Source organism: Frederiksenia canicola (assembly GCF_011455495.1).
Taxonomy (GTDB): Bacteria; Pseudomonadota; Gammaproteobacteria; order Enterobacterales; family Pasteurellaceae; genus Frederiksenia; species Frederiksenia canicola.
Genome location: NZ_CP015029.1, coordinates 1275501 through 1287995 on the forward strand (window position 1 = coordinate 1275501; position 12495 = coordinate 1287995).

Here is a 12495-nt window from a genome sequence, read left to right on the forward strand (position 1 = left end):
GGAAAGGTTATGAACGAGCCATTTGTACAAAATGATCATCCCCATCGCCGTTTTAACCCATTGAAAAATCAGTGGGTTTTAGTTTCTCCTCATCGTGCTAAACGTCCTTGGCAAGGGCAACAAGAAGCCTTAGTGCAAGATGAAAAACCGAGTTACGACCCGACTTGCTATCTCTGCCCAGGCAATAAACGCATTACGGGCGAAGTGAACCCGAATTACACGGAACCTTTTGTTTTTAAAAACGATTTTTCTGCCTTACTTGCCGATACGCCTTGTCCTCCTGAAAATCATGATCCGCTTTTCCGCATTTCTCATACTCAAGGCGAGAGCAGAGTGATCTGCTTTTCGCCTGATCACAGTAAAACCTTGCCGCTTTTAACTACGGTAGAAATTGAAAAAGTGATTGAGACGTGGCAAGCACAAGTGAATGAATTAAGCCAACGTTATCAATGGGTGCAGATTTTTGAAAACAAAGGCGAAATGATGGGCTGTTCTAACCCGCACCCCCATGGACAAATTTGGGCGAGTAATTTTCTGCCAAACGAAATTGCCATTGCAGATCAATGCCAAGCCGATTATCTGCAAAAATACGGCTCGGTATTGTTAGTTGATTATGCAAAACGAGAACTTGAGTTTAAAGAACGAATTGTCGTAGAAACGGAAGATTGGTTGGCTGTTGTGCCGTATTGGGCAAGTTGGCCATTTGAAACCTTACTGCTACCTAAAGCGAAACAGTTCACTAATATCAATCAGCTTAATAAGACGGAACGAGAAGATCTTGCCCTCGCGTTGAAAAAGCTAACAACCCGTTACGATAACTTGTTTAAGATCAGCTTCCCATATTCGATGGGTTTCCACTTCGCCCCGTTCAATCAGCAAGAAAATACTCATTGGCAACTGCATGCACATTTTTATCCACCACTGCTTCGTTCGGCAACAGTGCGTAAATTTATGGTCGGCTATGAAATGTTAGCCGAAAGCCAACGTGACTTAACGCCTGAACAAGCGGCAGAACGCTTGCGTGCGGTGAGCGATGAAATTCATTACAAAAATAGCTAAAAAGGAAGAAATATGAACCCGATTGAACTCTCACAGCAAAAATTTGAACAGCATTTCGGTTATTCGCCTAAGCAAACGGTTTTCGCCCCGGGGCGAGTGAATATCATTGGTGAGCATACAGATTACAATGATGGCTTTGTGATGCCGTGTGCGATCAACTACGGTATGGCGGTCAGTTTTACTCCACGGAGTGACTCCCTTTGGCGAGTGTATGCGATTGATATTAATGAAACGGATGCTTTCGATATTAAAAAGCCCATTCCGCAAAGTGAAGACAAATGGAAAAATTATGTGCGGGGTGTGGTGAAATTTGTGCAAGCGAAATGCCCTGAATTTATTCAAGGAGCGGATATTGCGATGACCAGCGATGTGCCGATGTCGTCTGGGTTAAGTTCATCAGCAGCGTTGGAAATTTCCATTGGCAAAACTTGCCAAGTGCTTGGTAATTTGCCGTTAAGCTTATCGGAGATCGCATTGATTGGGCAAGAAGCGGAAAATAAATTCGTGGGAGCCAACTGCGGCAATATGGATCAGCTCACTTCCGCCTTGGGGCAAAAAGATCATTTAGTGATGATCGATTGTCGAACGCTCGACATCACCCCAACCCCTGTGCCACAAGGCTATTCGATTGCAATCATCAACTCCAATGTGAAACACGATTTAGTCACAGGCGAATACAATAGCCGTCGCCAAGAGTGCGAAAAAGCGGCTGAATTTTTCGGCGTGAAAGCCTTGCGAGATGTTAGCCCCGAACAATTTATCGAACGTGCTGCTGAGCTACAAGAGTTGGACGAACTTGCCTACAAACGAGCCAAACATGTGATCAGCGAAAATAATCGTGTGTTAGAAGCCGTAGAAGCATTGAAAGCGGGTGATATGCAAAAATTAGGTGTGTTAATGGCAGATTCCCACGATTCCATGCGAGATGATTTTGAGATCACCATTCCAGAAATCGACTATTTAGTTGAGCTGGCTCAAGTCGCTATCGGTAAAAATGGCGGAGCGAGAATGACTGGCGGTGGCTTTGGCGGTTGTATCGTTTGCTTAGTACCAAATGAAAAAGTCGATGATCTGCGTAAACTCATCGCCGAAAACTATCAAAAACAGACGGGCATTCAAGAAACCTTCTACGTTTGTACGGCAAATGACGGAGTGCATTTGGTTTAGTTTGATATATTAATGATGATGTCACCCTGTCTCACACCGATAAAAAGTCGTGTGTGAATACGAGCACTATCAATAAGAAGGGGATGACAAGCGGTCACATTTTTCTGATTTTTTGCAAATTTTCCCCTGACCACCTTGCTAGGCAAAGGTATTTCCCCCGCTAAAGTTGGGGATGAACTTTATTCGGAGAATAATCATTGTGAATGTATATACCTTAGAAAACAACCGCCTAAAAATTTCCCTTTCCGATTTCGGAGCGAGTTGGCTCTCTTGCGTGGTGAAATTGCCGAATGAACAGCGGGAAGTGCTAGTCTCTACCACGGCAGAAAATTGGGACAAACAGAGTGCTTATTTTGGGGCGACGGTAGGGCGGTATGCCAATCGTATTGCCAACGGTCGCTATACCTTAAACGGCAAGGAGTTTGTGTTGGCTCGCAACAACGGCAATAATCACTTGCACGGAGGCGAAGTGGGGGCAGATAAATGCCTGTGGACCGTGGAGTTTTCCGATTCACAAGCGGTCAGATTCGCTAAAACTTTTGCAAATGGTGAAGAAGGGTTTGGCGGCGAAGTGAAAGCAACGGTGGAATACCGCTTAAATGGCAATCAGCTAGACATTGAATTTAATGCGGTAAGCGATCAAGACACGCCCCTTTGTTTAACTAACCATGCCTATTTCAATTTGTCGGGCGAGCCGACCATTCATCAGCATCAATTGCAGCTCAATGCCAATCACTATTTACCAGTAGCAGCAGATGGCATTCCAAATGGAGATCTGAAAGCGGTGGAAAACAGCAGTTTTGATTTCCGCCAGTCAAAATCGATCGGGCGAGATCTGCTGACGGAGCGAGATCAACAAGCGGTGAAAGGTTACGATCACGCCTTCTTACTTGCAAAAAATCCGCAGGATCTAACCGCTTGTTCGCCTGATGCGATACTGTCGGTGGCGGATTTGCGTTTGGAGCTTCGCACTAGTAAGCCAGTATTACAAGTTTATACGGGCAACTGGCTCAACGGGCAGCCGAATTTAAATGGCGGAACCTACCCTGATTACGCAGGTATTGCGTTAGAACCTGAATTTTTCCCTGACACGCCAAATCACCCTGAATGGTGGCATTTAGGTGGGATATCCAAAGCAAATGAGCCTTATCGGCATTGGATTTCTTATCGCTTTATCGAAATGGGCTGAAGAAAAGAGTAAAAAAATAAAGGCGTTCATATTGAACGCCCTTTGTTATGCTAAAAGTAACGATTATTCGTCTTCAAAGCGTTTTGCTTTGTATTTTGGATTCATTAAGTTTTCAACGGAAAGAATGTCGTCAAGTTGTTCTTCGGTGAGAAGACCACGTTCAAGTACGACTTCACGAACACTTCTACCTGTCGTTGCACAAATTTTGCCTACAATATCCCCTTCGTGGTGACCGATAAATGGATTGAGATAAGTCACAATGCCAATTGAATTGAAAACGTAGTTTTCGCAAATTTCTTTATTTACCGTAATGCCATCGATACATTTATCACGCAAGTTGACGCACGCATTTGATAGCAATTCAATCGACTCAAACATAGACTGTGCAATCACTGGTTCCATAACATTGAGCTGTAATTGTCCAGCTTCCGCCGCGAAGGTAATTGTTGCATCATTACCAATCACTTTAAAGCAGACTTGGTTGACGACTTCAGGTACAACGGGGTTCACTTTTGCTGGCATAATTGATGAGCCAGCTTGCAATTCAGGTAAATTAATTTCATTTAAACCTGCACGTGGACCAGATGAAAGCAAACGTAAATCATTACATACTTTTGAAAGTTTGACGGCTGTCCGTTTTAAGGCACCATGCACCATCACATAAGCACCGCAGTCAGAAGTCGCTTCAATTAAGTTTTCAGAAAGGACGCAAGGTAATTGTGTAACTTCAGATAGGTATTTTACGGCTAAGCTAGAATAGCCCTCTGGCGTGTTTAATCCTGTTCCAATTGCAGTTGCACCAAGGTTGACTTCTAACAATAATTCAGCTGTTCGTTTAAGATTTTTAACTTCTTCATCAAGCAAGACAGAGAAGGCCTTGAACTCTTGCCCAACAGTCATTGGCACAGCATCTTGTAACTGAGTGCGTCCCATTTTTAAGACATTCGCAAATTCATTTGCTTTGGATTCAAAGCTCTGTTGTAAATAAAGCACTTTTGCAATCAAATGCATTACGCTGTTATATACCGCAATGCGGAATCCTGTAGGATAAGCATCGTTAGTTGATTGGCTTGCATTGACGTGATCCATTGGATTCACAACTTTATATTCACCTTTTTTGTGACCTAAAATTTCAAGTGCAAGGTTGGCAATGACTTCGTTTGTATTCATATTCACTGAGGTACCTGCCCCACCTTGATAAACATCAGATGGGAACTGATCCATACAGCGACCATTATGTAATACTTCATCGCACGCTTGTACGATAGCTTTTGCAATTTTTTTCGGGATTGCACCTAAGTCACCATTTGCCATAGCCGTGGCTTTTTTTACCATTACCATACCACGCACAAACTCAGGCACGTCTGAAATCACGTTTTTTGAAATATTGAAATTCTCTATCGCTCTCAGCGTATGAATGCCCCAGTAAGCATCATTTGGAACTTCACGTTGTCCGAGTAAATCAACTTCAATTCGAGTATTGCTCATTTTAATTTCCTTCTAAATGGATTGTTGTTATCAAAATGTTAGCGTGATCATACCGATTTCAGTAATAAAAAAATGTGAACTTGATCAAACTTTGGTTATCAAGGTGGGCGATATAAATTGCTGGTTTAGATTAGTTTTTTTTATGAAGAAAAATGGAGATAAAAAATGGGAGCTTCTTGCTCCCATGTTTACTACTTAATAATCGTTAATTCACGCACTTTAAGTTCTGTTTTGTTCCATTCGTTATCGATTTCACCATATAAGCGGAGTTTATCTTGAGCGGTAACATTTTGACCTCGCCAAATATGGTTATCGATTTCAACACGAATTTGACCAGTTGTATCGGCAAACATGTATTCGTCGTCATCAACTTGGCTCACGATAGAGCCTTCAATAGTAACATAGCTATCATCACGTGCAGATAATGCTTGTTTTACGCTGATTTGGCTTGATGGTAAATTTGCACCAAATACTTGCTGACCATTGCCTTGGTTGCTGCAGGCTGTTAGGGTCAATGTACCGAGTAATGCTGAAATTAATACGAATTTTTTCATGTTCAACTCCTTATTTTGAAATACGTGTTACATCAATTTCTGTTTTGCCGTTGTCTTTATCAACTTGACCATAAATACGCACTTTAGTTTTTGGCGTAGCGGTTAATCCACCCCAAAGTTCATCATCAATTTCCACACGAATCTGTCCCGTATTGTCTTTAAAAGTGTATTTCTCGTTACCCACTTTTTGCACAATGTAACCGTGTAATGAGACAGTAGTATCATCGTATGCTTTTTTTGCTTGTGCAACCGTTGTTGGCTGTTTAACGGCCGCATTGTGACCTTGGAAGCCGGCAAACGCAGAAGTAGAAAGAGTCAGAACAGAGACAAATGTCATTAATTTTTTCATAAATCAATTCCTAAGTAAGATTTCAACATAATCAAAGCAGTGTTGCTTAGATGTGGCTATTAGACCAGATAAATCTTAAAAAAATCTTAAGAAAATATTTATTGTTATTATTGCATTGATAGTTAAAAACGAACAAGCTCAGTCTAAGGCATATCCTTGAGCAGGTAAACATGCTCCATCTAAATATGCTTTCCTCTCTTTGAGTATTAGACGCCCCGAACAGAACCATTGCACTACCAAAGGATAGCAACGATGTTCTTGTTCATGCACACGTTCTTGAATATCCGAAATTTCATCATCAGGATAGATTGGCACTTTCGCTTGCAGTACAACTGCCCCGCCATCAACTTCTTCATTGACGAAATGAATACTCATACCGTGTTCAGTATCTCCTGCATCAATCGCTCGTTGATAAGTGTTCAGCCCAGGGTATTTCGGCAATAGAGAAGGGTGAATATTGAGAATTTTGCCTGCAAAACGCTGAGTAAATTCTGCCGTAAGAATTTTCATATAGCCAGCAAGCACAATTAAATCGGCTTGGAGTGCGGTGATTGTCTCGGCAATGGCATTATCCATTGTGAGATTGCTGTCAAAGGATTTGCGAGTAAAGACAAAAGTAGGAATGCCTGCGTTTTTGGCTCGTTCTAAACCATAAGCATCGGCTTTATTGGAAATCACGCCACAAATTTCAGCTTGAATTCTGCCTGCAGCAACGGCGTCGATAATGGCTTGTAAATTTGAGCCATTGCCCGAAATTAGCACAACTATTTTTTTCATATTTGCAAATGTTTTAGCTAAAGTGACCGCTTGTATGGCGGTTTTGAGACGAAAAATGACGGGCGGACACTTAGGTCCGCCCCTACAATAATGAGATCAAAGGAATTAAATCATTTCCACTTGTGCTTTGCCTTCATCAAGGGCGTCGATTTTACCAATTACCCACGCATTTTCACCGGCTTGTTCAAGCACCGCAAGGGCAGTTTCAACATCACTTTCAGGTAGAGCAATCACCATACCCACGCCACAGTTGAAGGTGCGATACATCTCATAACGGCTAATGTTGCCTTTTTCTTGTAACCATTTGAATGCGGGTTGCCATTCCCAACTTTTTTCGTTGATCACCGCTTTTACGTTGTTTGGTAACACGCGTGGAATATTTTCCCAGAAACCACCGCCAGTTAAATGTGCGATAGCATGAACATCAGTCTGTTTGATTAGCTGTAAAATCGATTTCACATAAATTTTAGTCGGAGCAAGGAAATGTTCGCTTAACGGTTTGCCTTCAAGTAAATCATCCGCTTTCGCACCGCTGACTTCTAACACTTTACGAATGAGTGAATAACCGTTTGAGTGTGGGCCACTTGAGCCTAACGCAATCAAAGCATCACCCACTTTTACATTTGAACCATCAATGATTTCTGATTTTTCCACCACGCCTACGCAAAATCCCGCTAAATCGTAGTCACCTGCGTGATACATTCCTGGCATTTCCGCCGTTTCACCACCAACCAATGCACAGCCTGACTGTTCACAACCGTTTGCAATACCTTTGATCACAGAACTTGCCACCTCTACATCAAGTTTGCCTGTGGCATAGTAGTCAAGGAAGAATAGTGGTTCAGCGCCTTGTACTACAAGGTCGTTTACACACATGGCAACTAAATCAATTCCGATAGTGTCGTGTTTGTTTAAGTCGATTGCTAAACGCAGTTTAGTTCCAACGCCATCAGTTCCCGAAACTAGAATCGGCTCTTTATATTTCGTCGGTAAAGCACATAATGCACCGAAGCCGCCTAATCCCCCCATCACTTCAGGGCGACGAGTACGCTTTACATCCGCTTTAATGCGTTCAACTAATTCATTTCCTGCGTGTATATCTACGCCTGCATCTTTATAACTGAGTTGTGTAGTCACGGAAAAACCTCGAAAAGTAAAAAAAACGGCAGGGATTATAGCATAAAGCAAACGTTTGCGATCCTTGTGATTTAAAATTTTATGCCCCCTTTCGCAAATTTAGGAAAATCCATTTGCCAAGTAGATGAACTTCTGCTATTTATACGCACTTTTTGGAAGCCCCTAAAATGTTGTGCTTAGGGAAGAATCATACAAAGAAAACAGGAGTGACTTATGACTCAAGTGCCAAATATCAACTCACTGAGCTTGTTAGCGATTGCTGGCGTGACCCCTTACCAACTGGGCGAAAATGAAGAATACATGAGCGATTCTCAAATTGAACATTTCCGTAAAATTTTAAAAGCCTGGCACGCTCAAATTATGGAAGAAGCAGAACGTACCAAAAGCCAAATGCAAGATGATGTGACTAATTTTGCAGACCCTGCTGATCGTGCTACACAAGAAGAAGAGTTCAGCCTTGAGCTTCGTAACCGTGATCGTGAACGTAAGCTATTGAAAAAAATAGAACAAACATTGGTCAAACTAGATTCTGGCGATTATGGCTATTGTGATGCCTGTGGCATTGAGATTGGCTTAAAACGCTTAGAGGCTCGCCCAACGGCAGAGCTTTGTATTGATTGTAAAACCCTTGCCGAAATCCGTGAAAAACAGATGGGCGGCTAATAAAAAGAAAGGATAGCAAATGCTATCCTATTTTATGCATATGGTATCTTGCCTGATTGCAGGAGAGAAACAGGCAAAAAGATATTCAGTTTTTGTCGGAGAGAGGGCTAACAAGCGGTCAGTTGTTACTGATTTTTTGCGAATGCCCTATCTCTGATTTTCGCTTCTGAATGAGGCTCAAATCTGTTCCTTCCCCGTAAGGGGAGAAGGTAGTATGTTAGAGGTGAATTATTTTTAATTACATCAAATCTTTGTTTTCAAAGCAAAAAAAAGCGAGAAATACATCGCATGTGGTTGCTAGAACAGAAACACCAACGTTAAACGCTCGTCCAAAACCAAGTTGTGCGGACGATAACAAACCCGCATCTAAGAAATCCCATTCAAAGAAAAATTCCGTGTCGGCTTCTCATATTAAACATAAGAAATACAGCGTGAGTGCCAGCCAGTACGGTATCAGTCCAAAAGATTTCCCTAGCAACGCCATAGCGATTGTGAATAAATTACACAAAAACGGCTATGAAGCTTATATGGTGGGTGGTTGCGTGCGAGACTTGCTACTTGGCTTGAAAGCCAAAGATTTTGATATTGCCACCAATGCTCGCCCAGAAGAAATCCAGAAAATTTTTGGGCGTCAATGTCGGTTAATTGGTCGCCGTTTCCGCTTAGCTCATCTTGTTTATGGGCGAGAAATTTACGAAGTCGCGACCTTTCGGGCAGGGCACGAAAACAGTCAAAACGAAAAAATCTCTAAAACCAACGATGTCGGAATGTTATTGCGAGACAACGTTTACGGCACCTTGCGTGAAGATGCTGAACGGCGCGATTTTAGTATTAATTCCTTGTATTACGATGTCGCACACAACCTGATTTTTGACTTTTTTGACGGTATTGCTGATCTCAATGCGGGGAAATTGCGTTTGATTGGTGATCCCGTTGTACGTTATCAGGAAGATCCTGTACGAATGCTACGAGCGATTCGTTTTATGGCGAAACTGGATATGTATCTCGATAAAGCCTGCGATGAACCCATTCGCACTATGGCACATTTACTTGGGCATATTCCGCCTGCCCGTTTGTTTGAAGAATCGTTGAAATTATTGCAATCGGGGCAAGGTTTTAAAACCTATGAATTATTGCGAAAATATGGGCTATTTGAGCAGCTTTTCCCTGTACTATTGCCATTTTTCACCGAGCAAAATGATTCCAACGCGGAGAGAATGTTAGCCAAAGCGTTAACTTCAACGGATGATCGCATTCGTGATAATTTGCGAGTGAATCCGGCGTTCTTATTTGCTGCGTTGCTTTGGTATCCATTGCGAGAAAAAATTGATGAACTGAAAAACGAAGGCGGTTTGAATACCTTTGATGCAATGGCATTGGCTGCAAACGATATTTTAGCGGAGAGCTGCAAAGCTGTAGCGTTACATCGTCGTTATACCGCAGTCATTCGGGATATTTGGGCGTTGCAATTTCAGTTCCCGAAACGTACGGGTAAACGCCCGCAACAAACGTTGGAACACATCAAATTTCGTGCAGGTTTTGACTTGTTAGTGATGCGAGCAGAAATTGAAGGCGGCGATTTAGTCGAGCTCAGTGCGTGGTGGCACGAATACCAATTCAGCAATGATGCACAACGCCAAGAATTGCTCAAAAGTGTGAAACCATTGCCAACGTTCCGTGATGAGCAGCCGAAGAAAAAACGCAAACCACGTCGTCGATTTCATCGCAAGAAAAAATCAGCAGCTTCAGCAACCGTAGGGGAAAATTGATGGAAACGGTGTATATTGCCCTCGGCTCAAATTTGGATAATCCCCTTGAGCAGCTTAAACAAGCGGTCAGTTCCTTAGAAAGTTTTGCAAAAAATTTTACAGTAAGCCGTTTTTACGGTAGTAAGCCGCTTGGTCCACAAGATCAGCCCGATTATGTCAATGCGGTTGCAAAATTCGAGACGGAACTGACCGCTTGCGAGCTGCTTGATAAGCTGCAAGGCATTGAAAATCAACAAGGTCGAGTACGTTTACGCCGTTGGGGCGAACGCACGCTGGATTTGGATATTTTGCTTTACGGCAATCAGCAAATTCAAACTGAACGGCTCACCATCCCCCATTATGATATGCACAATCGAGAATTTGTGATTGTGCCGTTGTACGAGATCGCCCCCGATCTTGTGTTGCCAACAGGCGTGGCATTAGCCGAGCTTTATCTGCAATTTGCTTCTCATCAAATGGTAAAATTGAGCTAAAAAAACACCGCTTGTTTGTTCAACAAGCGGTGGCTTTTAACGTCCTTTTACATCAATAATCATCACTTCAGACTGCGACCCTAGTCGCATTGGAATACCCCAGAAGCCGTAGCCGGATGTGACAAAATAGTGCCCTAAACCAATTTTTTCGTAGCCATGGTTTAAGCGGTACATCATGCGGGTGATCAAATTCGCGGGGAAGATTTGCCCGTTATGGGTATGCCCAGAGACTTGCACATCAATCGGCAATTGGCTGTGTTTAACAATCCCAGTTGGGCGATGATCGAGTAGGAAAACAGGTTTGGATGTATCCACATTTTGCAACAGCTGTTCGGTTGCTGGGCGTTTTTTATTGAGCTCATCATTGCGTCCAATAATGGTAAATTTTCCGCCTAAACTGACCGCTTGATCCCACAGAACTTGAATACCTGCTTTTTGAATTTCACTTGCAATTTTGCGTTGAGCACCAAAAAAATCATGATTGCCTAATGTGGCATATACACCAAGCGGCGCTTGTAATTTCGCCAAGTGTGGTTGCATTTGCTCTGCGAGATAGGCATCAACATTATCGTCCATAATATCGCCAGGGAGCAAAATCAGATCAACTTTCTGTTCATTGAAAATATCAGCAAGTTGATCAAGCTGATTACTGCCAAATAACTTACCTAAGTGAAAATCGCTTGCCACACCAATACGCATAGGAGCCAGTGCTTTATCAAGCGTGATTGAATAATGCACTACCTTAGGGGTATAAGCATTGTAGATTGCCAGCCCAACCAAGCCGAAAAACGCAATAGGGTAGGCAATACGTAACCCGATTTGCAAATTTTTAGTCGGAACTGACCGCTTGCAGAGCCAATAAATAACCAAGGTGATGCTACTGATGAGAAACAGAAAAAGCAGCAACGTAAGCACGAGGGCAACGGTTCGGAAAATAGGAACGATCTGTGTGATGTGGATTAACATCATCCCATTGGCAATCAAATAACTGCTTATTGCAAACCGTTTAAATCCGCTATTTGAGAGCTTGAATAACCAAGCTGCCGTACGAGCAAAACAGTAAAGTAAAAACTGTAACGCTAATACGGCAATAGCTAATGTAATATAATGACGTAATTCCATTACAAACTATAATTCTGTGGTGCTGCTTGAATACGTTTCATTAGATCGGTCGTGATTACATCTTCTAGCTCATTACTGTCGTCTTCATTGACTGATTTTGTGAAGCGGAAGGAATTCACAACCATGGAACCTACATATAAATCACAAACGACATCATAAGTATCTACGCCCATGCTGGCGGCAGAAAATACCACATTACAATTAAATTGATTATAGATTTTTCTGATATTCAGCAGGATTCGTTTAATAATTTCTTGCGACTCAAATAATGGGTGTTTGTGATCGAGTTCATTAAAGGTTCCAAATAGGCGAATGCTTAACCCTTGCGGTAGCGTAATGCCATTATTATTCTCTAATTTCATACCAGATTTGCTACCGCCGTAATATTTACGTAGCTTTGTTGTGAGCACTTCGGTTGTTAATTGTCCAACATGTTCAACTCGAATTTCTTCACTTGGATGCTGCCCTAATGAAGGCAAAACAATCGCACAATTTACGTTATCACTAAAGGTTGAAGAAATAATTTTTAAATAGGGTTCGCCATATCCATTTGTTGTTTCAAAACCCTCTGATTTAAAAATGACTTGAATTTTATTTTTAACCTCTCCAACAAAGTCATTAAGACTACCAACTTGCATTTGATGCTCCTTACTAATTATTTTAAATAAAAGAATACGTTCTATTCTGTGCTTTATTTAGCACCGTGAAATTCAGATTTTCTAATTATTGAGAAAATGCTCGGTATTTT

13 protein-coding genes are annotated in these 12495 nt (G+C 42.0%); 6 read left to right on the forward strand and 7 right to left on the reverse strand.

Annotated features, from left to right (window positions below):
• Positions 1–9 precede the first annotated feature (9 nt).
• The 3 genes from galT to A4G17_RS06270 all read left to right on the forward strand — a co-directional run bounded on the left by galT (position 10) and on the right by A4G17_RS06270 (position 3415).
• The gene (gene galT, locus A4G17_RS06260; RefSeq protein WP_123956423.1) at positions 10–1059 is read left to right on the forward strand and encodes a galactose-1-phosphate uridylyltransferase; all 1050 of its coding nucleotides are present in this window, start codon (positions 10–12) and stop codon (positions 1057–1059) included.
• Positions 1060–1071: 12 nt separating this feature from the next.
• Positions 1072–2226, forward strand: coding sequence for a galactokinase (gene galK / locus A4G17_RS06265; protein WP_123956422.1), 1155 nt, complete (start codon positions 1072–1074; stop codon positions 2224–2226).
• A gap of 199 nt (positions 2227–2425) precedes the next feature.
• On the forward strand, positions 2426–3415 hold the full coding sequence (locus tag A4G17_RS06270) for a galactose-1-epimerase (protein ID WP_123956725.1): 990 nt from the start codon (positions 2426–2428) through the stop codon (positions 3413–3415).
• Between the two features lie 63 nt (positions 3416–3478).
• On the opposite strand, the gene aspA is transcribed toward A4G17_RS06270, so the two are convergent.
• From aspA to purM, 5 genes are all read right to left on the reverse strand, one after another.
• Complete coding sequence (gene aspA, locus A4G17_RS06275) at positions 3479–4903, reverse strand: aspartate ammonia-lyase (RefSeq protein WP_123956421.1); 1425 nt, start codon at positions 4901–4903, stop codon at positions 3479–3481.
• Positions 4904–5094: 191 nt separating this feature from the next.
• Positions 5095–5457 (reverse strand): YgiW/YdeI family stress tolerance OB fold protein, encoded by a 363-nt coding sequence (locus tag A4G17_RS06280; protein ID WP_123956420.1) that lies wholly within the window; start codon positions 5455–5457, stop codon positions 5095–5097.
• 10 nt (positions 5458–5467) lie between these two features.
• Positions 5468–5806: a NirD/YgiW/YdeI family stress tolerance protein gene (locus A4G17_RS06285; protein WP_123956419.1), complete on the reverse strand. Its 339-nt coding sequence runs from the start codon at positions 5804–5806 to the stop codon at positions 5468–5470.
• Positions 5807–5944: 138 nt separating this feature from the next.
• Positions 5945–6583: a phosphoribosylglycinamide formyltransferase gene (purN, locus tag A4G17_RS06290; protein WP_123956418.1), complete on the reverse strand. Its 639-nt coding sequence runs from the start codon at positions 6581–6583 to the stop codon at positions 5945–5947.
• Positions 6584–6688: 105 nt separating this feature from the next.
• Entirely contained in the window at positions 6689–7720 is a 1032-nt protein-coding gene (gene purM / locus A4G17_RS06295) for a phosphoribosylformylglycinamidine cyclo-ligase (protein ID WP_123956417.1), read from the reverse strand.
• Between the two features lie 213 nt (positions 7721–7933).
• On the opposite strand from purM, the gene dksA reads away from it, so the two are divergent.
• The 3 genes from dksA to folK all read left to right on the forward strand — a co-directional run bounded on the left by dksA (position 7934) and on the right by folK (position 10625).
• Complete coding sequence (gene dksA / locus A4G17_RS06300) at positions 7934–8383, forward strand: RNA polymerase-binding protein DksA (RefSeq protein WP_123956416.1); 450 nt, start codon at positions 7934–7936, stop codon at positions 8381–8383.
• A gap of 251 nt (positions 8384–8634) precedes the next feature.
• On the forward strand, positions 8635–10152 hold the full coding sequence (gene pcnB, locus A4G17_RS06305; RefSeq protein WP_418886385.1) for a polynucleotide adenylyltransferase PcnB: 1518 nt from the start codon (positions 8635–8637) through the stop codon (positions 10150–10152).
• On the forward strand, positions 10152–10625 hold the full coding sequence (folK, locus tag A4G17_RS06310; RefSeq protein ID WP_123956414.1) for a 2-amino-4-hydroxy-6-hydroxymethyldihydropteridine diphosphokinase: 474 nt from the start codon (positions 10152–10154) through the stop codon (positions 10623–10625). The genes pcnB and folK overlap by 1 nt, the downstream gene beginning before the upstream one ends.
• A gap of 36 nt (positions 10626–10661) precedes the next feature.
• Here folK and A4G17_RS06315 read toward each other — a convergent pair whose 3' ends face one another.
• Positions 10662–11747 (reverse strand): metallophosphoesterase, encoded by a 1086-nt coding sequence (locus A4G17_RS06315; RefSeq protein ID WP_123956413.1) that lies wholly within the window; start codon positions 11745–11747, stop codon positions 10662–10664.
• A complete protein-coding gene (locus A4G17_RS06320; RefSeq protein WP_123956412.1) occupies positions 11747–12385 on the reverse strand; it encodes a hypothetical protein in 639 nt (212 codons plus the stop codon). The genes A4G17_RS06315 and A4G17_RS06320 overlap by 1 nt, the downstream gene beginning before the upstream one ends.
• Between the last annotated feature and the right edge of the window lie 110 nt (positions 12386–12495).

What these genes read in the sequence shown, in the direction of transcription:
- aspA (WP_123956421.1), bottom strand. Translation starts at nt 4,903, where the DNA reads ATGAGCAATACTCGAATTGAAGTTGATTTACTCGGACAACGTGAAGTT.
- purN (WP_123956418.1), bottom strand. Translation starts at nt 6,583, where the DNA reads ATGAAAAAAATAGTTGTGCTAATTTCGGGCAATGGCTCAAATTTACAA.
- dksA (WP_123956416.1), top strand. Translation starts at nt 7,934, where the DNA reads ATGACTCAAGTGCCAAATATCAACTCACTGAGCTTGTTAGCGATTGCT.
- A4G17_RS06280 (WP_123956420.1), bottom strand. Translation starts at nt 5,457, where the DNA reads ATGAAAAAATTCGTATTAATTTCAGCATTACTCGGTACATTGACCCTA.
- A4G17_RS06285 (WP_123956419.1), bottom strand. Translation starts at nt 5,806, where the DNA reads ATGAAAAAATTAATGACATTTGTCTCTGTTCTGACTCTTTCTACTTCT.
- A4G17_RS06320 (WP_123956412.1), bottom strand. Translation starts at nt 12,385, where the DNA reads ATGCAAGTTGGTAGTCTTAATGACTTTGTTGGAGAGGTTAAAAATAAA.
- galK (WP_123956422.1), top strand. Translation starts at nt 1,072, where the DNA reads ATGAACCCGATTGAACTCTCACAGCAAAAATTTGAACAGCATTTCGGT.
- folK (WP_123956414.1), top strand. Translation starts at nt 10,152, where the DNA reads ATGGAAACGGTGTATATTGCCCTCGGCTCAAATTTGGATAATCCCCTT.
- A4G17_RS06315 (WP_123956413.1), bottom strand. Translation starts at nt 11,747, where the DNA reads ATGGAATTACGTCATTATATTACATTAGCTATTGCCGTATTAGCGTTA.
- galT (WP_123956423.1), top strand. Translation starts at nt 10, where the DNA reads ATGAACGAGCCATTTGTACAAAATGATCATCCCCATCGCCGTTTTAAC.